The sequence below is a fragment of the Microbacterium sp. ZXX196 genome (assembly GCF_009709595.1).
Classification (GTDB): domain Bacteria; phylum Actinomycetota; class Actinomycetes; order Actinomycetales; family Microbacteriaceae; genus Microbacterium; species Microbacterium excoecariae.
The window spans coordinates 1-24,747 of sequence record NZ_WMEE01000014.1 but is presented as its reverse complement, the minus strand read 5'-3'; the positions used below and the strand labels follow the sequence as shown (position 1 = coordinate 24,747).

The window sequence follows — 24,747 nt, the reverse complement described above, 5'->3', positions numbered from 1 at the left end:
AGCACTATGAGCATCGACCCCTGGCGTATCGAGGCCGCCCGCCCGAAGGAGCCGGCCCGCCGGCCGGACCTCGGGCCCCTCGGGAAGATCACCCTCTTCGCCCTCGGGGTGCTTGCCGCCCTCAAGGCCGTCGGCCTGGTCCTCGTGGCCGGCGCCGTCGCGGCGGGCGTCGTGGGCGTGCAGTCCGGATCCTTCGACGTGCGCCAGGTGCTCTGGCTCGGGTGCGGGGGCGCGATCCTCCGCGCGGTGGCCGGGTGGGGCACGCGCGTGCTCGCGCAGCGCGCCGCGATCGACCTCAAGCGGACGATGCGGGGCCAGCTCTGGTGGCGCATCGCGCACGGCGACGCCGAGGGCGCCGCCGCGGCCGAGACCGCGGGCGGCGAGCGGCCCACCGCGCCGGCGCGCATCTCGACGAGCCGCGAGGGCGAGGGATCCGTCGCCGTCCTGGCCACGGACGGGCTGGACGACCTCGACGAGTACTGCACCTCCAGCCTGCCCGCGACGGTGCAGGCGGCCGTCGTGCCGCTCGTCGTCGGGGCGTGGATCCTCGGCGCCGACTGGGTGAGCGCCCTCGTGATCGTCCTCACGATCCCCCTCGTGCCCCTGTTCATGGTCCTCATCGGCCGGCACACGCAGGCGCGCACGGACGAGGCGCTCGGCGCGCTCACGACGCTCGCGAACCACATGACCGAGCTCGCGCGGGGCCTGCCCGTGCTCGTGGGGCTCGGGCGCGTCGACGAGCAGTCCCGCGCGCTCGAGGGGGTCCAGCGCGCCTATCGACAGCGCACGCAGGAGACGCTCCGCTGGGCGTTCCTCTCCGCGCTCGCGCTCGAGCTCATCGCGACGATCTCCGTCGCGATCGTCGCCGTGTTCCTCGGCCTGCGCCTGCTGAACGGTACGGTCGGCCTCGAGGCGGCGCTCGTCGCGCTCATCCTGGCCCCCGAGTGCTTCGCCGCCGTCCGCGAGCTGGGCACGGCGTTCCACGCGTCGCAGAACGGCCTGTCGGCCCTCGCCCGCGTGCGGGAGATCCTCGCCGGCGCCCGCCGGTCGGACGTGCGCGGATCCGAGCTACCCGTCGTGGCCGACATCACGCAGCCGATCGACCTGCCGCTGACGAAGGACCTCCCGGAGCGCTTCGAGGCGCCGAAGGACTTCCCGACGCTCGAGGAGATCGCCGCGGGCACGGCGTGGGCCGACGAGCCCGCGCCGGCCGAGGAACAGGATCCGCCCCCCATCGTCGTGCGCGACCTCACGGTGCACTACGCGGGGCGCGCGGAGCCGACGCTATTCGGCTTCAGCGCCGAGATCGGCGAGATCACAGCGATCACCGGCCCGTCCGGCGCGGGCAAGTCGACGCTGCTGGGGGCGCTGACGGGCACCCTCCCCGCCGATGCCGAGTCCTCGGGCTGGGTCGTGGGCATCGACACGGAGCGCGTCGCGTGGGCGCCGCAGGCGCCGCACGCGTTCACCGCGACGCCGTGGGACGAGCTCGCGCTGTTCGGCGCGACCAACCCCGAGGCGTCCCTGCGCGAGCTGGGCCTCGCCCGCGTCGCCGACAGCTCGATCGCGGAGCTGAGCCCGGGCGAGCTCCGCCGGCTCGCCGTCGCGCGCGCCCTCGCGCGGGTCGACCAGGGCGCGAGCGTGCTCGTGCTCGACGAGCCGACGGCGCACCTCGACGCCGCGAGCGCCGACCGCGTCCGCGCCGCGATCCGGCGGCGCGCGGGCGAGGCGACCATCGTGCTGGCGACCCACGAGCCCGAGACGCTGGCCCTCGCCACGCGGCGCCTGGCGGTCGACGCGGCGCGCGGCAGGCGCGAGGCGGCACCGGCCGCGGTGCCCACCGCGCGCGGCGGATCCGTCACGGTGACCTCCTCAGACGACGAGCCGGCGGTCGCGGCGGCCGAGCCCTCCACGACGACGGTCGGCATCCCCGTCATCACCGACCAGATCCGCCTCGTCGAGCCCGCCCCCGAGAAGCTCCCCGCGCTGCGGGGCCCGCGCCACCGCGTGCTGCACGGATCCGCGACCCCGTCGCCCTGGCGCGCCCTCGCGCGCATCCTGCGGCCCGCGCGCGGGCGCTGGGCGCTGGGGATCCTCCTCGCCTTCGCGACGATCGCGATGGGCCTGTCGCTCACGGCGGTCTCGGGCTGGCTCATCGTGCGGGCCAGCGTCGAGGAGTACATCATGTACCTGCTCGTCGCGATCGTGGGGGTGCGGTTCTTCGGGATCGGGCGGGCCGTCTCGCGCTACGCGGAGCGGCTCGTCACGCACGACGCCGCCTTCCGCGCGACCGACGCCCTTCGGCTGCGCCTGTGGCGGTCGATCGCCGCGCGCGGCGCGGGCTCGCGACGCCTCCTGGAGGGCGGATCCCCGCTCGACTACCTCGTGACGCTCGCCGACGACCTGCGCGACCAGCTGCCCCGCACGCTCCCGCCGCTCGCCGCCGGGACCCTCGCCATCACGGGGATCGCCGTCACGACGGCGATCGTCGCCCCGCACCTCGCCTTCCTCGTCGCGGCCACCCTCGTGGTCGCGGCCGGCCTCGGCGTCGCGGCGGCGCTCGTCGCAGCGCGCGGCGCGAGCCGGGCCCGCGTCCGGGAGCGCTCCGCGCTCGTGCGCGGTACGGCCGCCCTCGCGAGCGCCGCGGACGACCTGCGCGCGAACGGGATCGCGGGGAGCGCCGTGGCGCGCCTCGAGGTGGCGGGGGCGCGCCTGGCGGCCGCCGAGCGCCGAAACGCCTGGTCGGCGGGCCTCGGCAGCGCGATCGTCGTGCTGGCCGCGTCCGCCCTCGCCGTCGTCGTCCCGGCCGTCTCGGTCGGCGCCCCGGCCGAGCTCGTGTGTGTCGTCGCGCTGCTCGCGCTCGCGGCCGTCGAGCCGCTGGAGGGGCTCGTCGCCGCCGCGCACCGCCTCCCGACGCTGCGCGAGGTCGTGCGCCGGCTCAGCCCGCTCATGGCCGCCCCGACCCCCGTCTCGAGCGGCACGGCCGAGGCCCCGCGGCCCGTGCGCGAGGTGGCGCTCGCGGGGGTCGCCGCGCAGTACCCAGGGCAGGCGGATCCGGTCTTCCGCGGCGTCACGGGGACCGCGCGCGCCGGCGCGTGGCTCGTCGTGTCCGGGCGATCGGGCACGGGCAAGTCGACGCTGCTGTCGGTCGTCATGGGCGCGCTGCCCGCGACCGAGGGCGCCGTGACGGCCGACGGGGTTCCCCTCACCGACCTGTCGCTCGCCTCCTGGCGGCGACGCATCGCGTGGTGCCCGCAGGACGCGTACGTGTTCGACTCCTCGATCCGCGCCAACCTCCTCCTCGCCCGCGCGCGCGAGGACGCGCCGAGCGACGCGGACATGGCCGACGCGCTCCGTCGCGCGGGCCTGGGGCGCCTGCTCGAGGCGCTCCCGGGCGGGCTCGACGCGGGCGTGGGGGCGGGCGGATCCGCCCTGTCCGGCGGCGAGCGCCAGCGGCTCGCCGTGGCGCGCGCGCTGCTCACGCGCGCGGACGTCATTCTCCTGGACGAGCCGACCGCGCACCTCGACGCGCCGACCGCGGCCGACATGATGGCCGACGTGCGCGCCGCGACCGCCGATCGCGTCGTGCTCCTCGTCAGCCACCGCGCGGACGACGTCGCCCTCGCGGGCGCCGAGCGCATCGCGCTATGACGGGCCCCGCGGCCCGCGTGCGGCATGATGGGCGGGTGAGCTCGCCAATCCCGACCCAGCCCGACCACGCCTGCCTCATCGTCCAGGGGCCCGACCGGCCCGGGCTCGTCGCGGCGATCACGAAGCTCATCGAGCGCGGATCCGGCAACATTGTCTCGCTCGACCAGTTCTCCTCGGATCCGTCCGGCGGCGACTTCTTCCAGCGCGTCGTCTTCCACCGCCCGGAGCTCGCGGCCGCGAAGCTCGACATCGAGGCCGACCTCGAGCGGACCTTGACGCCGCTCGGCATGACGTGGACGCTGCGCGACATGGGCACGCCCAAGCGCATGGCGATCCTCGCCTCGCAGAGCGACCACTGCCTGCTCGACCTCCTGTGGCGCTACCGCCGCGGCGAGCTGCCCGTGTCGATCCCCATGGTCGTGTCGAACCACACCACGTCGGCGGAGGACGTGCGCGCGCTCGGCGTGCCGTTCTTCCACGTGCCGTCGCAGGCGGGGCCGGACAAGTCCGCGTCGGAGGCGGAGATCCTCTCGTTGCTGCGCGGCAACGTCGACTTCGTCGTCCTGGCGCGCTACATGCAGGTGCTCTCGAACGACTTCCTCGAGAAGGTGGGGGTGCCGGTCATCAACATCCACCACTCGTTCCTGCCGGCCTTCATCGGGGCGAACCCGTACAAGAAGGCGAAGGAGCGCGGGGTCAAGCTCATCGGCGCGACGAGCCACTACGTGACGGAGGACCTCGACGAGGGCCCCATCATCGAGCAGGACGTCGCGCGCGTGACGCACGCCGACTCGGCGGCCGACCTGCGCCGCCACGGCGCCGACGTCGAGCGCGCGGTTCTCAGCCGCGCCGTGCTCTGGCACGCGCAGGATCGCGTGATCCGGCACGGCAACCACACGATCGTCTTCGCGTAGCCCGCCGGACGTCGTCGGCCCGGGGCGAGGGTTCGCCCCGGGCCGACGCCTGGCGTCACCAGATGGTCACGCGCGCGCTGGGCTCGAGCCACAGCGCGTCGGCGTCGGTCACGCCGAACTCCTCGTAGAACGCGTCGATGTTGCGCACGATCTGGTTGCAGCGGAACTCGTTCGGCGAGTGCGGGTCGACCGCGAGGAGGCGGATCGTCTCGGCGTCGCGGCCCTTCTGCTGCCACACCTGCGCCCACGAGAGGAAGACGCGCTGGAGGCCCGAGAGGCCGTCGATCGTCTCGGGCTCCGCTCCCTCGAGCGACAGCGCGTAGGCCTTCAGCGCGATCCCGAGGCCGCCGAGGTCGCCGATGTTCTCGCCGATCGTGAGGGCGCCGTTGACGTGGTGCTCGGGGTCCAGCCCCTCCGGCGTGAGGACGTCGTACTGGGCGATGAGGCTCGCCGTGCGCTCCTCGAACGCCGCGCGGTCGGCATCGGTCCACCAGTTGTTGAGCGCGCCCGTGCCGTCGTACTGCGACCCCTGGTCGTCGAACCCGTGCCCGATCTCGTGGCCGATCACAGCGCCGATCCCGCCGTAGTTGGCGGCCGCGTCGCGCTCGGGGTCGAAGAACGGGTACTGCAGGATCGCCGCGGGGAACACGATCTCGTTCATGAGCGGGTGGTAGTACGCGTTGACCGTCTGCGGCGTCATGAGCCACTCCTCGCGGTCGATCGGCTGGCCGACCTTCGCGAGTTGGCGATCGTGCTCGAACGCGCTCGCCCGGCGGACGTTTCCGACCAGGTCTGCCGGGTCGATCTCGAGCGCGGCGTAGTCGACCCACTTCGTGGGGTAGCCGACCTTCGGCGTAAACGCGTCGAGCTTTTCCAGCGCCCGCTCTCGGGTCGCGGGGCTCATCCACTCCAGCGTCTCGATCGAGCCGCGGTAGGCCTCGATGAGGTTCGCGACGAGCGCGTCTATCTCGGCCTTGGCCTGCGGCGGGAAGTGCCGCTCGACGTACACCTTGCCGATGGCCTCGCCCATGGCGCCCTCCGCGAGGCTGACGCCGCGCTTCCAGCGCTCGCGGTTCTCCGGCACACCCTGCAGCGTCGTCCCCACGAAGGCGAAGTTCTCGGCGACGATCTCGTCGGTCAGGTACGGCGCCGCGGCGCGGACGACCTTCCAGCGCAGCCACGCCTTCCAGTCCTCGAGCCGCTCGGCGGTCAGGAGCGTGCCGAGGCCCTCCAGGAAGGAGGGCTGGTAGACCGTCACCGCGTCGAACGCGGCCGCCGAGCCCCCGCCGAGGAGGCCCTCGAGCCACGGGGCGAGGTCGACGCCCACGAGCTCCTGCGCCTCGGCGAACGTCATGGGGTTGTAGGTCGCGACGGCGTCGCGGCTGCGCACGTTGTCCCAGTGGTGGCTCGCCACCTCCGTCTCCAGGGCGAGAATCCGCTCGGCGTCGCCGGCCGGATCCGCCATGCCCGCGAGCGCGAGCATCCGCTCGACGTGCGCGCGGAAGGCGTCGCGGGTCTCGGCGAAGCGCTCCTCGCGGTAGTACTGCTCGTCCGGCAGCGAGATGCCCGACTGCACGAGGAAGGGGATGTACCGCGTGGGGTCGCCCGGGTCCGGCTCCACGAACACCCCGATGACGTTGCTGACGCCCTCGCGGTCGAGCGCGCCGACCGTGCGCAGGAATCCGGGCAGGTCGGTCACGGCCGCGACACGCTCCAGCGGCTCCCGGATCGGGTCGAGGCCGCGGCGGGCGATCTCGGCCGTGTCCATGAAGCTCGTGAACAGGTCGCCGACCTTGCGCGGCTCGGAACCCTCGTCGGCGGAACGCGATTCCTCGACGATCTGCCGCACGTCCTTCTCGGCCTGCTCGGCGAGCTGATGGAAGGCGCCCCAGCGCGCCTTGTCGCTGGGGATGTCGGTGCGCTCGATCCAGGATCCGTTGACGTACCGGTAGAGGTCGTCCTGCGGGCGGATGGAGTCGGAGAATTCCTCGGTCGCGAGGCCAGCGGGAAGCGTCATGGCCTCCATCGTAGGTTCGCCCACCGACGTCGGGGCGCGCGGGCGGCGTCGGACGCCCGCCCTACGCTTAGACCATGGCCCCGCAGCGCACGCTCAACCGCGACATCCTCTGGCTCGCGGTGCCCGCGTTCGGGTCGCTCGTCGTCGAGCCGATCTTCCTCGCGCTCGATTCGGCCATGGTCGGCCACCTCGGCGTAGCCGAGCTGGCGGGCCTCGGCATCGCCTCGAGCGTGCTCCAGACCCTCGTCGGCCTGATGGTCTTCCTCGCCTACGCGACGACGCCGGCGGTCGCCCGCCTCCACGGCGCGGGCGACGACGCGCGGGCGGTCTCCCGCGGGATCGACGGGATGTGGCTCGCGGTCGGCATCGGCGCGGTCCTCGCGGTCGCGGGCTACGCCCTCGCGCCGTGGGCCGTCGGCCTGTTCGGGCCCACGCCCGAGGTGGCGGCGGAGGCCGAGGCCTACCTCGGTCTCAGCATGTGGGGGCTGCCCGCCATGCTCGTCGTCTTCGCCGCGACCGGGCTCCTGCGCGGGCTCCAGGACACCGTGACGCCGCTGTGGATCGCGGGGCTCGGCTTCGCCGCCAACGCGCTCCTCAACTGGCTGTTCATGTACGGCCTCGGCTGGGGCATCGCCGGATCCGCCGCCGGCACGGTCGCCGCGCAGTGGGGCATGGTCGTCGCGTACGCCGGCATCGCGGCGCGGCTCGCCAAGCGGCACGGATCCGCCGCCCTCCCCTCGCGCGCCGGCCTCGGCGGGACGGCCCTGACGGGCGGATGGCTGCTCCTGCGCACGGTCGCGCTGCGCGCCGGCCTGCTCCTCACCGTCGCAGCCGCGACGGCGCTCGGGACGGAGGAGCTCGCGGGGTGGCAGATCGTCTTCACGATCGGATCCACGGCGGCCTTTGCGCTCGACGCGCTCGCGATCGCCGCGCAGGCCCTCATCGGCAAGTACCTCGGCTCGGGCGACGAGGCGAGCGTGCGGTACGTGCTCCGTCGCACCGTCGCCTGGGGCGCGTGGTGCGGCGTCGCGATCGGCCTGCTCATCGCGGGCCTCGCACCCGTTCTCGGCGTCGCGTTCACGGGTGAGTGGGACATGTCCTGGCTAACCCTCCCCGCGCTCGTCGCGATGGGTGCCCTGCAGCCGCTCGCGGGCGTCGTCTACGTCCTCGACGGCGTGCTCATGGGCGCGAACGACGCGCGCTATCTCGCCCTCGCGGGGGCCGTGAACCTCGTCCCGTTCCTCGCCTACCTGCTGATCCTGCTGATGGCGCGGCCGGCGGGGTCCTGGGGCCTCGTGGGCGTCGCGATCGCGTTCTTCGGCGTGCTCATGGGGATGCGGGCGTGGACGCTCGGCCGCCGCGTGCGCGGCTCCGCGTGGCTGCGCCAGGCGGGGTGAGCCCCGACCGGGCCTAGGCCCAGCGGCGGCACCACTCGTACATGACGACGGCGCCCGCGGCCGAGGCGTTGATGGACCGGGTCGAGCCGTACTGCGTGATCTCGATGTGGCTCGTGGCGGCCGCGAGCGCCTCCTCGGTGAGCCCCGGCCCCTCCTGGCCGAAGAGGAACACGCAGCGCTCGGGGAGGTCCGCGCGGTCGACGGGCACGGCGTCGCCGACGTTGTCCACCGCGACGATGGGGATCCCTTCCGCCGCCGCCCACTCCCGGAAGTCCGCGACACTCGCGTGGTGCACGACGTGCTGATAGCGGTCGGTGACCATGGCTCCGCGGCGGTTCCAGCGCTTCCGGCCGACGATGTGGACGGTGTCGGCGAGGAACGCGTTCGCGCTGCGCACGATCGAGCCGATGTTCATGTCGTGCTGCCAGTTCTCGATCGCGACGTGGAACGGGTGCCGGCGCGTGTCGAGGTCCGCGACGATCGCGTCCATCCGCCAGTAGCGGTAGCCGTCGACGACGTTGCGGCTGTCGCCGCCCGCGAGCAGCTCGGGATCCCACCAGTCGCCGTCCGGCCACGGCCCCGGCCAGGGGCCGACGCCGTGGGTCGACTGCTCGCGGTGGGGCTCGGGCGCGGGGGTCTCGCTCACTCCCCCATCGTCCCACTCCCCCGGCGATTCGAACTTTTCGGCACACCGAAAAATGTGTCACACTGGCCGCATGACGCCCGCGACCGGCACCGCCGCCCCCCGATCCGCCTGGCTGCTCGGCCCCGCGCTCGTCGCCGGCGTCGCCTACCTGGATCCCGGCAACGTCGCGACCAACATGTCCGCGGGCGCGCGGTTCGGCTACCTGCTCGTGTGGGTCGTCGTCCTCGGCAACGCCATGGCGTGGCTCATCCAGTACCTCTCCGCGAAGCTCGGCGTCATCACGGACCGCAGCCTCGCGGAGACGATCGGGGCGCGGATCCGCTCGCCCTGGGCGCGCCGGGCGTACTGGGCGCAGGCCGAGCTCGTCGCGATGGCGACCGACGTCGCGGAGGTCATCGGCGGCGCCGTCGCGCTCTGGCTCCTCTTCGACGTGCCGCTCCTGGCCGGCGGCCTCATCACGGGCGCCGTATCGATGGCGCTCCTCGCGATCCAGTCGCGCCGCGGGGCCCGGCCGTTCGAGACGGTCATCATCGGGCTCATGGCGATCATCGCGCTCGGCTTCACGGTCGGGGTCTTCGTCGGGCCGCCCGACGGCGCCTCCATCCTCGCGGGGCTCGTGCCCCGCTTCGAGGGCGCGGACTCCGTGCTGCTCGCCGCCTCGATCCTCGGCGCCACCGTCATGCCCCACGCCATCTACGCGCACTCCGCGCTCGCGCGCGACCGGTTCGCGCGCGACGATCTCGGGGGCACCCCGCGGCCGGCGCGGATCCGCCGCCTCCTCCGCGCCACCCGCTGGGACGTCACGATCGCGCTGGCGATCGCCGGCACCGTCAACCTCGCGATCCTCCTCCTCGGCGCGGCGAACCTCCCCGGCGTCCCGGGCACCGACAGCCTCGAGGGCGCGCACGCGGCGCTCGCCGACAGCCTCGGGGCCGCGATCGCGACGCTGTTCGCCGTGGGGCTCTTGGCCTCGGGCCTCGCCTCGACGTCGGTCGGCGCCTACGCCGGCTCCGAGATCATGCAGGGGCTCCTGCACGTCCGGATCCCCCTGCTCGCGCGCCGCGGCATCACGCTCCTGCCGGCGCTCGGGATCCTCGCGATCGGCTACGACCCGACGACGGCCCTCATCCTCAGCCAGGTCGTGCTGTCGTTCGGGATCCCGTTCGCGCTCGTCCCGCTCGTCGTCATCACGGCGCAGCGGCGGACGCTCGGCGACCACCGCAACCGCTGGTGGACCACGGGCCTCGGCGCGCTGTTCAGCGCGTTCCTGATCGCGCTGAACGGGGTGCTGCTCTGGCTCACGTTTACGCCGTGAGCCAGACCGCCTCCCGCGCGCCCTCGGGAATCTCAATGACCCGGTCGCCGAGCGCGGGGCCGGCGACCGTCACGGTCAGCTCGCTCCCCACGTCGATGCCGCAGCTCGTGATGGCGCGCAGCAGCATCGGATCCCGGTCCAGGACCCGCAGCACGCGGCCCGTGTGCCCGGGCCGCGCGTCTCCCAGGAGGACGAACGGCTCGCGCTCGACGGATCCGTCGGGGCGCGGGATGGCGTCGCCGTGCGGGTCGAACCGCGGGAACCCGAGGCGCTCATCGACGCCGGCGAGAAGCCGGTCACTGACCGCGTGCTCGAGCACCTCGGCCTCGTCGTGCACCTCGTCCCACGTGTATCCGAACTCACGCACGAGCCACGTCTCGATGAGGCGGTGCCGCCGCGTCATCGCCACGGCCCGCGCGCGGCCCGCATCCGTCAGCGTGACGGCCCGATACGGCTGATGCGAGACGAGGCCCGACGCGGCGAGCTTCTTGACCATCTCCGTCACGCTCGAGGGCGCGACGCCCAGCTTCGCGGCCAGCACCGACGGCGTAATCGGCGCGTCCTGCCACTCGGTGTGGGCGTAGATCGTCTTGAGATAGTCGTCGGCCGCGGGGCTCGTGGGCATGCCCCCAGCGTACGCGGGGCGGTTTAGCGGGTCGCCCTGGCGGCCTTGTCGAACGGCCAGGTCAGCCCGGCGAGGTGCTCGCACGCCTCCCACAGCCGCGCGCGCACCTCCGGGTCCGAGGACGTCGCCGAGGGGCGCTGCCGCGCCGGCTCGCCGCGCGTGAGAAGCCGCGGCCCCCAGTACTCGCCGCCCTCGATCGCAGGGTCCAGGAGCGCGCGCACGATCGGATCCGCGCCCGTGTCCTTGCCCTGCGCGATCGGCGCCTGCAGCCCGTCGCGCAGGCGCTTGAGGAGCCCGGGCTCGCTCACGCCCGTGACCCGCGGCGAGCGCCCGCCGATCGAATAGCCGGGGTGGGCGACAACGCTGTCGACGGGAACGCCCGCGTCGCGCAAGCGCGCGTCGGCCTCGAACCCGAGGGCCTGGACGGCGACCTTCGACTGCACGTAGGCCTTCCACCCGCCGTATCCGTTCTCGAGCTGCGGATCCTCCGGCGCGTGCCGGCCGAGCAGGGTCGAGACGCTGCCGAGCCAGACCATGCGGGGGCGGTGGCGCGGGGTGGCGGCTTTCGCGAGCTGCGTGAGCAGCTCGGCCCCGAGCACGAAGTGGCCGAGCGCGTTCGTGGCGAAGACGAGCTCGCGGCCGTCACGCGTGGTCTCGCGCGCGTGCGGGGTGTGCACGACGCCCGCGTTGAACACGACGCCGTCGAGGCGCGCGCGCTGGAAGAGGCCGCCCCGGACGCTGGCGGCCGCGGCGCGGATGGATCCGGGGTTCGCCACGTCGAGGAGCAGCGTCTCGACCGACGCGCCCGGCACGCGGGCCTCGAGCGCGTCGTGCGCCGCCTGGAGGCGGTTGGGATGGCGGCCGCTCATGATCACGTGGGCGCCGGCGCGGGCGAGCTTCTCCGACGTGAAGAACCCGAGCCCCGCGTTCGCGCCGGTAACGAGGTAGCTGCGCCCGTCCTGGGGCGGCAGGTCCCGCGGATCCCAGGCGTCCGCCGCGCGTGTGCTCACGATGCGAGCGTAGGCCCGTCGTGTGTCGGGGGCGTTGCGGCACGCGGCGCGGGGCGCCCCCGGCGCGACACGCGGGGCGTTCCCCACACCGGCCCCCGACGACCTACGCTTCAGTCATGGCGAGTCATGACGAGATCGAGTGCTGGCTGACCGACATGGACGGCGTGCTGGTGCACGAAAACCGGGCCATCCCGGGCGCCCCCGAGCTGCTGACCCAGTGGCGCGAGGACGGCACCCCGTTCCTCGTCCTCACGAACAACTCGATCTTCACCCCGCGCGACCTCTCCGCCCGCCTCCGCGCGAGCGGCATCGAGGTGCCCGAGGACCGCATCTGGACCTCCGCGCTCGCGACCGCGACCTTCCTCAAGAGCCAGTCCCCCGGCGGGACCGCGTACGTCGTCGGCGAGGCGGGGATCCTCACCGCCATGCACGAGGCCGGCTTCATCATGACCGAGTCGGATCCCGAATACGTCGTCATCGGCGAGACGCGCAACTACTCCTTCGAGGCGATCACCAAGGCGATCCGGCTCATCAACAACGGGGCCCGCTTCATCTCGACGAACCCCGACGCGACAGGGCCGTCGGCCGAGGGCCCGCTGCCCGCGACGGGCGCGATCAACGCGCTCATCACGAAGGCCACGAACCGCGAGCCCTACGTCGTCGGCAAGCCCAACCCGATGATGTTCCGCTCCGCGCTCAACCGGATCGGTGCGCACAGCGAGAACACGGGGATGATTGGCGACCGCATGGACACCGACATCGTCGCGGGCATCGAGGCCGGGCTGCACACGGTCCTCGTCATGAGCGGGATCAGCGACCAACGCGAGATCGACCGGTACCCGTTCCGGCCGAGCGAGACGGTCGCGAGCGTGGCGGACCTTTTGCGGAAGCCCGCCGATGGGTGAGGCCTTTCTCGTCGTCGTCGCGCTGAGCTGCGTCGCCGCGATCGTCATGGGGATCCGGGCGCTCGGCCGCCTGAAAAACGGCCGCGACGACGACGACGCCTTCGGCCCGCGCCGCCCGCCGGAGTAGCGCGCGGCCTACGCGCGGAGCGCGAGCGCGGCCGCGCCGACGAGCGGGCCGTCGGGCCCGAGGCCGCTCCGTACGACGCGCGTGCGGGCGGCGTACGGCAACACCGCCCAGTCGGCGAGCGAGGCCGCGACGAGCTCGACGTAATCGTCGCTCGCGAACGAGAAGCCGCCCGAGATCGCCACGACCTCGAGGTCGAGGAGGGTCGAGGCATCGGCGAGCGCCCGCCCCACCGCGCGCGCCGAGCGCTCGATCGCCTCGCGCGCGACGCGGTCGGCGCGGCGCGCGTCGGCCGCGAGCTGCTCCCCCGTCGTGCCGCGCCAACCCGCCAGCTGCGCCCACGTGACGCTTGCCGGGCCGGAGGCGATCTCCTCGAGCGTTAGCTCTCCCCCGTGCTCGGCCGCGTGCGTCTGACCGAGGTGACCGGCGTTCCCCGAGGATCCGCCCACGGGGCGGCCGTCGACGACGATTCCGCCGCCCACGCCCGTCGACACGACGATCGACAGCGACGCGCGCGCGCCGGCGGCCGCGCCGAGCCACGCCTCGGCGAGCGCGAGCGCCCCGCCGTCGTGGCGGAGGACGACCCGAGGATCCGCCTGCCCCGTCGCGACGACGACGGCGTCGCGCACCGCCTCGGCGAGGGGAAAGCCCGAAAGGCCCGGCATGTTCACGGGCGCGATCGTGCCGGCGACGAGGTCCACAGGGCCGGCGGATCCGATGCCCGCCCCCGCGAGAGCGGCGCCCCGCGGGAGCGCGTCGAGGGCGTGCGCAACGACCGCGCTGACGGCCTCGCGCATCCCCGCGGGGTCGATCGCGCGCCCGGTCGGCTGTCGCGTGCGGCTGGCCGCGAGCACGGCGCCGGCCTCGTCGACCAGGGCGGCCTCGATCTTCGTGCCGCCGACGTCGACGGCGAGGGCAAAACGGGTCATGACGAGAAGCGTATCGACCGCGGGGCGGTCCGCCGCGCGCCGGGCGGAGCGCGCTACTGCGGCGCGAGGCCCAGGTCGTCGAGGTCGATCGCGGCGCGCCACTCGAGGCCCTCGGCCTCGATCGCGGCCTGCGCCCCCGTCTTCCGGTCGACGATGACGGCGACGGCCACGACCTCGGCGCCCGCGCGCCGCAGGGCCGCGACGGCCGTGAGGGCGGACTGGCCGGTCGTGGACGTGTCCTCGAGCACGACGACCCGCTTGCCCTCGACCTCGGCGCCCTCGATCTGGCGGCCGCGACCGTGGTCCTTCGGCTCCTTGCGGACGACGAACGCGTCCAGCGGGCGCGGCGTGGCCGCGGTCGCGTGCAGGACGGCGTTGGCGATGGGGTCCGCGCCGAGCGTCAGGCCGCCGACCGCGACCACGCCGTCGATGTCGGCGATGAGGTCGCTCATGATGCGGCCAATCGCGGGGGCAGCGCGGTGGTCGAGGGTGAGCTTGCGCATGTCCACGTAGTAGGTGGCCTGCTTGCCGCTCGAGAGCGTGAAGTCGCCGTGGAATACCGCCTCGTCCGTGATGAGCTCAATGAGCTTCTGGCGGTCGTTCTCGGCAGCGGGCGTGGATGCGATGGCCATGCGGCCCAGTCTAGGTGGCCTCCGCCTCGTCGCCCGCGCCGTGCCCGTAGGCTGGCCGCACGGCAGAGCAGCCCCTCGAGGACTGGCTGGAGCGCCGCGCGTTCCCCCGGCCCGGCCTCTTTTCGGACGGATACGACCGCGATCACGTCAACCGGCGCCTGGACGAGGTGATCGCCCGGCTCCGCGCCGGCCGCGCCCTCACCGCGCTCGTCGACCGCCCCGACTTCCCCGCCGCGCCCCGCGCACGGGCCTACGACCGGCGGGCCGTGGACGATCTCTTCGACAACCTCAAGTGGGGATCCGACCCGCGCGACTGAGGCGGATACGCGAGCCGCCTAGGCTGGGGGTATGCGGATCGCGACCTGGAACGTCAACTCCGTCCGGGCGCGCGTCGACCGCGTCGTCTCCTTCGCGGAGCGCGCGGGCATCGACGTGCTCCTCATGCAGGAGATCAAGTGCAAGCCCCACCAGTTCCCCTTCGCGCCGTTCGAGGACGCGGGCTTTCACGTCGAGGCGCACGGGCTCAACCAGTGGAACGGCGTCGCGATCGCCAGCCGCCTGCCGCTCGAGGACGTGCAGTATTCCTTCCCCGGCATGCCCGGATTCCAGAAGGGGTATGAGGGCGACGACGCGCCGCTCGAGGCCCGCGCCATCTCGGCGCTCGTCGACGGCGCCCGGCTGTGGAGCCTCTACGTGCCCAACGGCCGCGGCCTCGACGACCCCCACTACGCCTACAAGCTGCACTTCTTCGAGAAGCTGCGCGACTACGTGCGCGACACGCTGCGGGCGGATCCGGACCTCCCCCTGGCGCTGACGGGCGACTTCAACGTCGCGCCGCTCGACGCCGACAACGGCGATCCGTCGATCGTCGAGGGCCAGACGACGCACGTCTCCCCCGCCGAGCGCGCCGCATTCCGCTCCCTCGAGGAGGCCGGGCTCACCGACGTCGTGCGGCCGATCGTGCCGGACGGGTACACCTTCTGGGACTACAAGCAGCTGCGTTTTCCGCGCAACGAGGGGCTGCGCATCGACTTCATCCTCGGCTCGCGCGCCTTCGCGGACGCCGTGGAGGGCGCGTCGATCGAGCGCGACGAGCGCAAGGGCGAGGCCCCGAGCGACCACGTCCCGGTCGTCGTCGACCTGAACCTCGACGGCGAGGACGAGGACGACCTGCCGATGATCTTCGGCTAGCCGAGCCCCCGTCGGTGGGCCCAGACGACCGCGGCGACGCGGTCTCGGGATCCGGTCTTCTGCAGGATGTTCGAGACGTGGGTCTTCACCGTGGCCTCGCCGATGAACAGCCGCGCCGCGATCTCGGCGTTGCTCAGCGCGCCCGAGACGAGTCGCAGGACCTCGCGCTCCCGCTCGGTGAGATCCACCGCGAGGGTCGGCTCGCCGGCGACCGCGCCCGCCGCGTCGCCGTGCCGCGCGATGACGCGGCGGGTCACCTCGGGGGCGAGCAGGGCGTCGCCCGAGGCCGCCACGCGCACCGCCTGCACGAGATCCTCGGGGCGCGCGTTCTTCAGGAGGAATCCGCTCGCGCCGGCGTCGAGCGCCGCGAACAGGTAGTCGTCGCGGTCGAAGGTCGTCACGATGACGACGCTCGCGGCGGATCCGGCCCGCACGATGCGGCGCGTCGCCTCGATGCCGTCCATGTCGGGCATCTGCACGTCCATGAACACGACGTCGGGGGCGAGGTGCGCCGCCCGCTCGACGGCCTCCGCCCCCGTCGCGGCCTCCCCGGCGATCTCGATGCCCGAGGCCTCGAGGATCATCCGAAAGCCCGCGCGCATCGTGGCGTGGTCGTCGACGAGGAGAACGCGGGGACTCATGCGCTCCATCCTCCCCCGCCGGGCGCCTCCGCGATCGGGACGCGGACCCGCACGAGGTACCCGCCCCCGTCGCGGGGCCCGGCCTCGAGGCGCGCGCCCATGGCTGTCGCGCGCTCGCGCATGCCGAGGGTACCGAGCCCCGCGCGCGACGCGAGCACGACCCGCCCCGTGTTCGCGACCTCGAGCTCGACGGCCCCCGGCTCGTACCGCACGCGGACGTCGGCGCGCACGTTCGGGCCGCCGTGGCGACGCGCGTTGGTCAGCGCCTCCTGGGCGATGCGGAACAGGTTCACCTGCACGAACGCGGGCACGCTCGCCTGCTCGCCCACGACCCGGAGCGTCGCGGGCGTGCCCGCCTCGTCGACGCTCCGCACGAGCGGATCCAGGCTCTCAAGCCCCAGCGTGGACGGCGCCTCGTCCTCCTCCGCGTCGCCCGAGCGCAGCGTGTCGAGGAGGTGCCGTAGCTCGCCGATCGCCTCGCGCGCGGAGGCCTCCACCGCGGCGAGCGCGCGCTTCGCGGCGGCCGGATCCGTGTCCACGACGGCGCGCGCGGCGCCCGCCTGCACGCCCATGGCCGAGACGTGGTGCGCGACCACGTCGTGCAGCTCGCGCGCGATGCGCACGCGGTCGAGGGCGACGGCCTGCGCGGCGGCGAGCTCCTGCTGTTCCTCGAGCTGGCGGGTCCGCTCGGCGAGCGCCTGGCGGTTCAGCGCCGCGTCGTATGCCCGATCTCCCATATAGAACGCGCCGCCGAAGAAGACGACGTTCACGAGCCACATGATGAGCATGTAGGCGAGCACGGGGGAGAGGACGCCCACGGCCGCCACGTCAGAGTTCGGGGCGTCCGTCGCCGCGCGGAACGTGGCGACGAGCATCCACACGAACATCGCCGCGATGATGCCGAGACGCGCATATAGCGCCCGGCGCCGGTTCTGCGACCACGCGCCGATCGTGTACATCGTGAGGAACAGCGCGACCTGCCCGACGTAGAGCTCGGGGACCCCCGCCTCCATCCCGACGATGTAGACGACGTTCACGACGATCGCCACGGCGATCGGGAAGCGCCTGCGGACGACGAACGGGAGCGCGATGAGCGCGCCATAGAGGACGCCCCAGCGCGCGTCGAGGCTCTCGGTTCCCATCAGCTGCGCGAAGAACCCCAGAACCGAGCTGAGGATGGCCGCCGCGAAGAGCCCGAGCCCGAGCCACACGTCGTTTCGCAGCTGCGCGGGGGTCGGCGGCTCGCGGATAAGCTCGGGGCGGGCGACGGCGGATTCGCCGGGGGACGAGGACATTCCCCCAGGCTAGGCGGGGCGGATCCCGAGCGCCTCCCTCTCCGGGGGGACCCCTTGTGCGCGCGGGGGGAGGGGGTCATCCTGGCAACGCGGAGGTGCGCACCGGACCATCGGACACAGGGAGGTCGCCATGGCCGCCACCATTTTCGTGAATCTGCCCGTCGCCGACGTCGAGCGGACGAAGGCGTTCTACGCGGCGCTCGGCGCCGAGATCGTTCCGGGGTTCTCGGACGACTCGAGCTCGACGAACTCGACACCCACCGGCACGAAGCCCACGAGCGCTCCGGCGAGGCTACGGTTGAGCGACTTCTCGGCGATCGAGCCGACGCTGTAGCCAATCTCGGTCACGATAACTTCTCCTCGCGTTGCGGTGGCGGCGCTGCGGCGCCGGTGAGCCCAACGGCGGATCCGCGCGGTGTACTCCCGCGCATGCTCCGACTGGGGGCGGATCCGCGTTCTCCGCCCCCAGTCGGATGTGCGCCGCGGGCCGGATCCGTAGCGTCGGACCCATGCTCAATCTCACGGAAGTCACCAAGCGCTTCGGCGAACGCACGGTGCTCGACGACGTGTCCTTCACCGTCCCACGCGGCCGGCTGACCGGTTTCGTCGGCGGCAACGGTGCCGGAAAGACCACGACCATGCGCATCGTGCTCGGCCTGCTGCGCTCCGACGGCGGCGAGGTCGAGCTCGACGGCGCCCCGCTCTCGGCCGCCGCGCGCCGCTTCTTCGGCTACATGCCGGAGGAGCGCGGCCTCTACCCGAAGATGAAGGTGCGCGAGCAGATCGCCTACCTCGCGCGTCTCCATGGCTTCGAGGGCCGGGAGGCGACGGACCGCGCGACGCGGATCCTGGAGCAGCTCGGCCTGGGGGAGAGGCTGAACGACGCGGTCGAGGCGCTCTCGCTCGGCAACCAGCAGCGGGCGCAGATCGCGGCCGCGCTCGTGCACGACCCGGACGTCCTCATCCTCGACGAGCCCTTCAGCGGCCTCGACCCGATGGCCGTCGAGACGGTCGTCGGCGTGCTCCAGGAGCGCGCCGCCGCGGGCGCCGCGGTGCTGTTCTCCTCCCACCAGCTCGACGTCGTCGAGCGACTGTGTGATGACCTCGTGATCATCGCGGGCGGCGTCGTGCGCGCGCACGGGCCCCGCGAGGCGCTGCGCCAGGCGCACTCGGCCCCGCGGTTCGAGGTCGAGACGACCGGCGACGTCGGCTGGCTGCGCCACGAGCCCGGCGTGGAGGTCGTCTCCTTCGACGGCGGATCCGCCGTGTTCGACGTCGATGCGGACGAGACGGCGCAGCGCGTCCTCCGCCGCCTCGTGGGGGAGGGATCCGTGTCCCGCTTCGCCCCGCAACAGCCCACGCTCGCCCAGATCTTCCGAGAGGTCGTCCGATGAACGCCGCCCGCCCCGTCTCCCTCTCCCGCGCGACCGCACTCGTCGCGCAGCGCGAGATCGTCACCCGCGTGCGCAGCAAGGCCTTCCTCGTCTCGACGGGGATCCTGCTCGTCGGCATCGTCGTGGCCTTCGTCGTCATGCAGCTGCTCGGCGACCGGGAGCAGACGACCTCGGTCGCCGCGCCGGCGGCCATCGCCGCCGAGCTGCCGGACGGCGCCGGCATCGAGGTGACCACGACGGCGTCGGCCGAGGAGGCCCGCGCGCTCGTGGCGGAGGAGGAGGTCGACGCGGCGGTGGTCGCGGACGACGCCTCGCCCGCCGGCGTGACGATCGTCGCGCAGACGGAGGCGCCCGAGGCCCTCGTCTCGGCGCTCTCGCTCGCGCCCACGGTCGAGCTCCTCGACCCCGACGGCGCCTGGTCCGCCCTGCGCTACATCATGGGGATCGCCTTCGGGGTCATCTTCATGGGCGCGGCGATGTCGTTCGGGATGCCCGTGGCGACGAGCGTGGTGGAGGAGAAGCAGACGCGCGTCGTGGAGATCCTCATCACCGCGATCCCCGCCCGCGCGCTGCTCGCCGGCAAGGTCCTCGGCAACACCGCCATGGCCTTCGCGCAGATCGCGCTCGTCGCGATCACGGTCTCCGGATCCCTGCTCGCGACGGGGCAGACCGAGATCCTCGCGGGGCTCGGGTCGCCGCTGCTCTGGTTCGCGCTGTTCTTCGTGACGGGCTTCCTGCTCATCGCCACCCTGTTCGCCGCGACGGGGGCGATGGTCTCGCGCCAGGAGGACATCAGCCAGACGATCTCGCCGATCCTCTACCTGGTCATGGCCCCGTACATGCTCGTCATCTTCTTCAGCAACAACCCCCTCGTGATGGCGATCATGTCCTACGTGCCGTTCTCCTCGCCCGTGTCCATGCCGATCCGGATGTTCTTCGGCGAGGCCGAGTGGTGGGAGCCGATCGTCTCGATCGTCCTCTCCCTCGCGGCGTGCGTCGGCGTCGTCGCGCTGGCCGCGCGCATCTACGAGAACTCGCTCCTGCGCATGGGGGCGCGCGTGTCCTGGCGCGACGCCCTTGCGCACTAGAGCGGTGCGCGCGCGATCGGCGCGCCCGGTGCACGAACGTGCGGGGCGACAGCCGCCCACGAGCTGGCGCGCCAGCTCCTCGTCCAGCACGAGGTCGGTGACGACGCGCGCCGCCAGCGCACCGCGCACCGCCGGCAGCTTCGGGGTGCCCGAGACGACGCAGACGCGGCGCGGCACGCGGCGCAGCCGGTCGATGCCGGGACCGGTCGCCCGCGCGTTCAGCGCGATGTCCCGCCACGTGCCGTCGGCGCGGAAGAACACCGTCGCCACGTCGCCGACGGCCCCGTCCTCCCTCAGCCCGCGGTAGTCGGCCTGCTCGAGGTAGCCGCCCACGTACACGCGGCTCGGCACCTCGGCCAGCGGCGAGCCCAGACCGAAGATCGCGACGTCGATGCGATCCTGGATGCCGAGCACGCGGCGCGTGCTGCGCTCGCGCCACATCGCCTGCTTCGTGGCCGGGTCGTCGAAGAACGCCGGCACCGGGAACTGCTCCACCCGCGCGCCGAACGCCTGCCCGAAGCGGTCGAGGATCTCGCTGGCGTACTCGATGCCCGATGTCTGGGTTGTTGCCCGCGCCGTTGAGCTGCACGACGGTCGTGCCGTGCGTGTCGCGCGTGGGCAGGTGGCGGCTGATCGCCCCGATCGTCGATCCCCATGCCACGCCGATGGCCATGTTCGAGTCGACGACCCCCGAGATGAGGCGCGCGGCCGTGAACGCGACGCGCTCCAGCCGGTCGACCTCGCTCACCCCGGACCCGACCGGCACGACGTGCGCGGCGATGCCGAAGCGGTCGCGGATCTGCCGCTCCAGGGCGGCGCCCTTCTCGAGCGGCGAGTGGATGCGGATGTCGACCAGCCCGGTCTCGCGCGCGTGGCTGATGAGGCGCGACACCGAGGAGCGGGACGTGTGCAGCTCGCGGGCGATGGCATCCATCGTGAGGTCCTGCAGGTAGTACAGCTGCGCCGCGGTGAGGGCGCGGACGAGCTTCGGGTCGCCCGCGCGCGCCGGCGATCCGCCTCCCGCGCCGTCGATCACGTCCGTCATGCCCCACACCCTCCTGCACATTCGTGCACTCGCCTTGCGAATCCTCCCCGGCCCGCCCAGCCTAGTCCTGAGCGCGGTCAGCCGGCCGCGCGCTTCCCCCGAGCCGAAGGAGCCCGATGAGCACGCCTGCAGCCACGCACCGCCGCGAGGAGACGATCGCCGCGATCCGCGAATCGGGCCGGGCCCAGGTGCTCATCATCGGCGGCGGCATCAACGGCATCGCGACGTTCCGCGACCTGGCGCTGCAGGGCGTCGACGTGGTGCTCGTCGAGCGCGGCGACTTCGCCTCGGGCGCCTCGGCGGCCTCCAGCCACATGATCCACGGCGGCATCCGCTACCTCGAGAACGGCGAGTTCCGCCTCGTGCACGAGTCGGTGCAGGAGCGCAACGGCCTGCTCGCCACGGCTCCCCACTACGTCAAGCCGCTGAAGACGACCATCCCGATCTACTCGTTCTTCTCCGGCCTGCTGAACGCGCCCATGAAGTTCCTCTTCAACCGCTCAGGCAAGCCCTCCGAGCGCGGCGCGCTCATCATCAAGGCCGGCCTCGTGATGTACGACCTCTTCGCCAACTCGGGCCGGGCCACGCCCTGGCACGCGTTCCGCGGCCGCTCGCGTTCGCTGCGCGAGCTGCCCCGCCTGAACCCCGGCGTGAAGTACACGGCGACGTACTACGACGCCTCCATGCACGACCCCGAGCGGCTCGCGCTCGACGTGCTCGGCGACGGCGTGCGCGCCGGCGGCCGCGCGCTCAACTACGTCGAGGCCGTCGGCCGCGACGGCCGGTCGATCCTGCTGCGCGACCAGGTCACGGGCGAGGAGCTCTCGCTCGCGCCCGACGTCGTCGTCAACGCGTCCGGCCCCTGGACCGACCTCACGAACGAGGCGCTCGGCGACGCGACGACGTACATGGGCGGCACGAAGGGCTCGCACATCGTGCTCGACAACCCGGAGCTCGTGAAGGCGACGGGCGGGCGCGAGATCTTCTTCGAGCACGAGGACGGCCGCATCGTGCTCATCTACCCGATCAAGGGCATGGCGATGGTCGGCACCACCGACATCCCCGCCGACCCGCGCGAGCCCGCCCGCTGCACGGACGAGGAGGTGTCGTACTTCCTCGACCTCATCGCCCACGTCTTCCCCGACGTGCCCGTCTCGCGCGACGAGATCGTGTACAAGTTCAGCGGCATCCGCCCCCTCCCGAAGAGCGACGCCACCGTCGCCGGGCAGATCTCACGCGACTACCGCGTGGAGGCCACGGAGCTCGGCGGTCTTCCCGTGCTGAGCCTGGTGGGCGGCAAGTGGACCACGTTCCGCGCACTCGGCGAGACGCTCTCGACGCGCGTGCTCGAGCGGCTCGGAGCGCCGCGCCGCGTGAGCACAAGGGGGCTGGCGATCGGCGGCGGCCGCGACTACCCGCGCACGCTCGGCGACCGTGCCGTGTGGCTGCGCCGGCACCTCGGCGGCGAGGACGACCGCACCCGCCTGCTGCTGGAGCGCTACGGCACCAGGGCCGCCGACGTGTGGGCGCACCTGACCGCGGGCGAGGACGAGACGCTGCTCGGCGGCGAGCTGTCGACGCGCGAGCTCGACTGGATGGTGCGCGAGGAGCACGTGGTGCATCTGGCCGATGTCGTGCTGCGCCGCACGTCGCTGGCGTTCACCGGCCGGGCCGACGTCGCCACACTCACCGTGATCGCCGACGCCCTCTCCCCCATCCTCGGGTGGGACGAGGACACGCGCGCCCAGGAGCTCGCGGACACGATCGGCCTGCTGCGCGAGGAGCACGGCGTCGATCTCCCCGACTACGCCACGCGCATGACGCCCGTGACGTGACCCACCCGTTCCATGCGGGCGGGTTTCTCGCGAGCGCTGCCGCTCGCATACCTTACACCCGATGAAGGAGTCCCCACCCCATGACAACGACGTCACGCCGTCGCAACAGCGCGCTCGTGATCCTGTCGCTCCTGCTCTGCCTGATCTCGGCCGTCGGCGCCGCGATCGTGCAGACCGGCGGCGGTTCGACCGAGGTCAAGGACCTGAAATGGGAGACGAGCTCGGGCCGCGCCATGAACGCGCTCCTGTTCGTCCCCGAGAACGCGACGGCCGATGAGCCAGCGCCGGCCGTCGTGGTGAGCCACGGCTGGTGGAACAACCGCGAGATGCAGACCGCGAACTACGTGGAGCTCGCGCGCCGCGGATTCGTGGTGCTGTCGATCGACATGTACGGCCACGGCAACTCCGACCCGCTGCCGGCCGATGAGCTGGCCGTGGGCGGCACCGGCATGTACGACGCCGTGAAGCTGCTCGCCGACCTGCCCTATGTCGACGTCGACCGCATCGGCGTCGAGGGGCACTCGAACGGCGCGCGCGCCGCGAACTTCTCCGTGCAGCTCGACAACGAGGCGGACGAGCAGCTCATCTCGTCGGTCATGCTCGTCGACAACGAGGCGTTCTACACGGACGAGGACGGCGCGTACACGAACATCTACGGCTCGCGCGACGTCGGGCTCGTCGCCGACCAGTACGACGAGTTCTTCTTCCGCTCGTACACCGCCGAGGGCGCCGTCGCGACCACGCCGCGCGAGTTCGCGGGCACGCCCAACGCGCAGTCGTTCCTGCACTTCGGCGAGGACCCCGAGGGGCTCGACGAGCGCGTGCCCGACGAGTACTACACCGAGACGATCGACGGCGAGGAGGCCGTGCGCTTCCTCAGCACGCCGGCGCAGACCCACCCGTGGAGCACGCAGTCGAAGTACACCACCGCGGATGTCGTGGGCTTCTTCGACACCACGCTGGGCGCCCCCAACCCCATCGAGCCCACCTCGCAGGTGTGGCAGTGGAAGGAGCTGTTCACGGCGCTCGGCCTGATCGGCTTCGGCATGTTCCTCGTCGTGTTCACGCGCGAGCTGCTGTTCACGCGCGCCTTCGCCGGCCTGCGCGACGAGGTGGCCCCGGCCGAGAAGACGACCGCGAAGGGCCTGGCCTGGTTCTGGGGCGGCCTCGTCGTGTCGGCCGCGATCTCGGCGCTGTCGTACGTGTGGCTGAGCCAGCAGTCCTGGCTCACGGGCATCGTCCACAACGCCGTGCCCAACCCGGTGCCCACCGGCTCGGTGTTCTTCATCGCCGTGTGGGCCGCGGTCAACGGCGTGGCGGCGATCGCCATCATGTTGCTGTCGTACTTCCTGTACGGCCGCAAGGCGGGCCAGAGCCCGCGCGCGCTCGGCATCTGGCCGGGCTGGAAGCGCCTGCTGCAGAGCGTGGGCCTCGTGGCCGTGGCGACGACGGCGACCTTCCTGCTCGTGTTCCTCGCGGACTACTTCTTCAAGACCGACTTCCGCCTCTGGGTGCTGGCCGTGAAGGTGTTCCCGCAGGACAAGATCTGGTACGGCCTGTTCCTGGTGCCGCTGTTCCTGATCTACTTCGTCGCGAACTCCGTGTCGATCAACGTGTTCAACCGGTTCACGCTGGCCGGCCGCGAGTGGGTGAACACCGCCGTGCTGGCGCTGTTCAACTCGCTCGGCCCGATCGTGCTCGTGCTGCTGCAGTACCTCACCTTCTGGGTGACGGGCGACCTCGTGCCCGGATTCGGCGGCATCTACAGCATCTGGCTGTTCCCGGTGGTCGTGATCCTGGCGTTCACGGCCGTCGTCACGCGCAAGATCTACCGCGAGACGAACAACCCGTACATCGCCGGCATCCTCAACGCCGTCGTCGTGTCGATCGTCTCCGTGTCGAACTCGCTCGTCATGACCTACTGATCTGCCCCGGCGAACGGCCCCGGAGTCTCACGACTCCGGGGCCGTTCGCGTTCCCCCGCTTCGCGGTCAACCGGCCGGGAGCGCCGCGCGCCTAGGGCGTGTTGATCAAGAGGTTCAGGCTCAGGATCGGCGAGTCTCGATGGTGTGACGCGTCAGGAGATCTCGGAT

21 protein-coding genes and 1 pseudogene are annotated in these 24,747 nt (G+C 72.8%); 13 read left to right on the top strand and 9 right to left on the bottom strand.

The genetic code is table 11. The features are described from left to right. The first annotated feature begins 6 nt into the window (after nucleotides 1-6). Nucleotides 7-3,651: a thiol reductant ABC exporter subunit CydC gene (cydC, locus tag GJQ66_RS10675; protein ID WP_155049359.1), complete on the top strand. Its 3,645-nt coding sequence runs from the start codon at nucleotides 7-9 to the stop codon at nucleotides 3,649-3,651. Between the two features lie 35 nt (nucleotides 3,652-3,686). Next, entirely contained in the window at nucleotides 3,687-4,565 is an 879-nt protein-coding gene (gene purU, locus GJQ66_RS10670; RefSeq protein WP_368732884.1) for a formyltetrahydrofolate deformylase, read from the top strand. Between the two features lie 55 nt (nucleotides 4,566-4,620). On the opposite strand, the gene GJQ66_RS10665 is transcribed toward purU, so the two are convergent. Further along, nucleotides 4,621-6,582 carry a M13 family metallopeptidase gene (locus GJQ66_RS10665; protein ID WP_196215863.1) on the bottom strand — a complete coding sequence of 654 codons (1,962 nt, stop codon included), beginning with the start codon at nucleotides 6,580-6,582 and terminating at the stop codon, nucleotides 4,621-4,623. 74 nt (nucleotides 6,583-6,656) lie between these two features. Here GJQ66_RS10665 and GJQ66_RS10660 point away from each other — a divergent pair, with 74 nt between their 5' ends. Continuing rightward, complete coding sequence (locus GJQ66_RS10660) at nucleotides 6,657-7,979, top strand: MATE family efflux transporter (protein ID WP_155049356.1); 1,323 nt, start codon at nucleotides 6,657-6,659, stop codon at nucleotides 7,977-7,979. A 13-nt stretch (nucleotides 7,980-7,992) separates the two neighbouring features. Here the strand turns inward: GJQ66_RS10660 and GJQ66_RS10655 are convergent, their stop codons facing one another. Beyond that, nucleotides 7,993-8,625, bottom strand: coding sequence for a TrmH family RNA methyltransferase (locus tag GJQ66_RS10655; RefSeq protein WP_368732883.1), 633 nt, complete (start codon nucleotides 8,623-8,625; stop codon nucleotides 7,993-7,995). A 70-nt stretch (nucleotides 8,626-8,695) separates the two neighbouring features. On the opposite strand from GJQ66_RS10655, the gene GJQ66_RS10650 reads away from it, so the two are divergent. Next, nucleotides 8,696-9,940 carry an Nramp family divalent metal transporter gene (locus GJQ66_RS10650; protein ID WP_155049355.1) on the top strand — a complete coding sequence of 415 codons (1,245 nt, stop codon included), beginning with the start codon at nucleotides 8,696-8,698 and terminating at the stop codon, nucleotides 9,938-9,940. Here GJQ66_RS10650 and GJQ66_RS10645 read toward each other — a convergent pair. Then, nucleotides 9,930-10,565, bottom strand: coding sequence for a metal-dependent transcriptional regulator (locus GJQ66_RS10645; protein WP_155049354.1), 636 nt, complete (start codon nucleotides 10,563-10,565; stop codon nucleotides 9,930-9,932). The two genes, GJQ66_RS10650 and GJQ66_RS10645, sit on opposite strands and share 11 nt — an antisense overlap. 23 nt (nucleotides 10,566-10,588) lie before the next feature. Continuing rightward, nucleotides 10,589-11,575 carry an SDR family NAD(P)-dependent oxidoreductase gene (locus GJQ66_RS10640; protein ID WP_368732882.1) on the bottom strand — a complete coding sequence of 329 codons (987 nt, stop codon included), beginning with the start codon at nucleotides 11,573-11,575 and terminating at the stop codon, nucleotides 10,589-10,591. A 116-nt stretch (nucleotides 11,576-11,691) separates the two neighbouring features. Here GJQ66_RS10640 and GJQ66_RS10635 point away from each other — a divergent pair, with 116 nt between their 5' ends. Further along, nucleotides 11,692-12,480, top strand: a complete 789-nt coding sequence (locus GJQ66_RS10635) for an HAD-IIA family hydrolase (protein ID WP_155049353.1) — start codon at nucleotides 11,692-11,694, stop codon at nucleotides 12,478-12,480. Then, nucleotides 12,473-12,607: a hypothetical protein gene (locus tag GJQ66_RS15200; RefSeq protein WP_268866083.1), complete on the top strand. Its 135-nt coding sequence runs from the start codon at nucleotides 12,473-12,475 to the stop codon at nucleotides 12,605-12,607. Before GJQ66_RS10635 ends, GJQ66_RS15200 begins: the two co-directional genes overlap by 8 nt. 8 nt (nucleotides 12,608-12,615) lie before the next feature. On the opposite strand, the gene GJQ66_RS10630 is transcribed toward GJQ66_RS15200, so the two are convergent. Together GJQ66_RS10630 and pyrE are read right to left on the bottom strand one after the other, a co-directional pair. Beyond that, on the bottom strand, nucleotides 12,616-13,533 hold the full coding sequence (locus GJQ66_RS10630; protein WP_155049352.1) for an ROK family protein: 918 nt from the start codon (nucleotides 13,531-13,533) through the stop codon (nucleotides 12,616-12,618). 53 nt (nucleotides 13,534-13,586) lie between these two features. Then, nucleotides 13,587-14,165, bottom strand: coding sequence for an orotate phosphoribosyltransferase (gene pyrE, locus GJQ66_RS10625; RefSeq protein WP_155049351.1), 579 nt, complete (start codon nucleotides 14,163-14,165; stop codon nucleotides 13,587-13,589). A 167-nt stretch (nucleotides 14,166-14,332) separates the two neighbouring features. On the opposite strand from pyrE, the gene GJQ66_RS10620 reads away from it, so the two are divergent. Continuing rightward, nucleotides 14,333-14,482 carry a hypothetical protein gene (locus tag GJQ66_RS10620; RefSeq protein WP_155049350.1) on the top strand — a complete coding sequence of 50 codons (150 nt, stop codon included), beginning with the start codon at nucleotides 14,333-14,335 and terminating at the stop codon, nucleotides 14,480-14,482. A 31-nt stretch (nucleotides 14,483-14,513) separates the two neighbouring features. Next, nucleotides 14,514-15,356 carry an exodeoxyribonuclease III gene (locus GJQ66_RS10615; protein ID WP_155049349.1) on the top strand — a complete coding sequence of 281 codons (843 nt, stop codon included), beginning with the start codon at nucleotides 14,514-14,516 and terminating at the stop codon, nucleotides 15,354-15,356. Here GJQ66_RS10615 and GJQ66_RS10610 read toward each other — a convergent pair. Continuing rightward, the gene (locus tag GJQ66_RS10610) at nucleotides 15,353-15,997 is read right to left on the bottom strand and encodes a response regulator transcription factor (RefSeq protein WP_155049348.1); all 645 of its coding nucleotides are present in this window, start codon (nucleotides 15,995-15,997) and stop codon (nucleotides 15,353-15,355) included. The genes GJQ66_RS10615 and GJQ66_RS10610 overlap by 4 nt on opposite strands. Next, entirely contained in the window at nucleotides 15,994-17,292 is a 1,299-nt protein-coding gene (locus GJQ66_RS10605) for a sensor histidine kinase (protein ID WP_155049347.1), read from the bottom strand. The genes GJQ66_RS10610 and GJQ66_RS10605 overlap by 4 nt, the downstream gene beginning before the upstream one ends. A 130-nt stretch (nucleotides 17,293-17,422) precedes the next feature. Here GJQ66_RS10605 and GJQ66_RS10600 point away from each other — a divergent pair, with 130 nt between their 5' ends. The 3 genes from GJQ66_RS10600 (at nucleotide 17,423) to GJQ66_RS10590 (ending at nucleotide 19,774) form a co-directional block, all read left to right on the top strand. After that, nucleotides 17,423-17,626 (top strand): hypothetical protein, encoded by a 204-nt coding sequence (locus tag GJQ66_RS10600; protein WP_155049346.1) that lies wholly within the window; start codon nucleotides 17,423-17,425, stop codon nucleotides 17,624-17,626. Between the two features lie 175 nt (nucleotides 17,627-17,801). Then, a complete protein-coding gene (locus GJQ66_RS10595; protein ID WP_155049345.1) occupies nucleotides 17,802-18,686 on the top strand; it encodes an ABC transporter ATP-binding protein in 885 nt (294 codons plus the stop codon). Beyond that, entirely contained in the window at nucleotides 18,683-19,774 is a 1,092-nt protein-coding gene (locus GJQ66_RS10590; RefSeq protein WP_155049344.1) for an ABC transporter permease, read from the top strand. The genes GJQ66_RS10595 and GJQ66_RS10590 overlap by 4 nt, the downstream gene beginning before the upstream one ends. A gap of 57 nt (nucleotides 19,775-19,831) precedes the next feature. Here the strand turns inward: GJQ66_RS10590 and GJQ66_RS10585 are convergent. Then, nucleotides 19,832-20,708 (bottom strand): annotated as a pseudogene (locus tag GJQ66_RS10585) (sugar-binding transcriptional regulator); the annotation flags it as partial. A gap of 227 nt (nucleotides 20,709-20,935) precedes the next feature. Here GJQ66_RS10585 and GJQ66_RS10580 point away from each other — a divergent pair. Both GJQ66_RS10580 and GJQ66_RS10575 read left to right on the top strand, forming a co-directional pair. Next, the gene (locus tag GJQ66_RS10580; protein WP_155049343.1) at nucleotides 20,936-22,654 is read left to right on the top strand and encodes a glycerol-3-phosphate dehydrogenase/oxidase; all 1,719 of its coding nucleotides are present in this window, start codon (nucleotides 20,936-20,938) and stop codon (nucleotides 22,652-22,654) included. A gap of 80 nt (nucleotides 22,655-22,734) precedes the next feature. Further along, nucleotides 22,735-24,579, top strand: a complete 1,845-nt coding sequence (locus GJQ66_RS10575) for a S9 family peptidase (RefSeq protein WP_196215862.1) — start codon at nucleotides 22,735-22,737, stop codon at nucleotides 24,577-24,579. Nucleotides 24,580-24,747 lie beyond the last annotated feature (168 nt).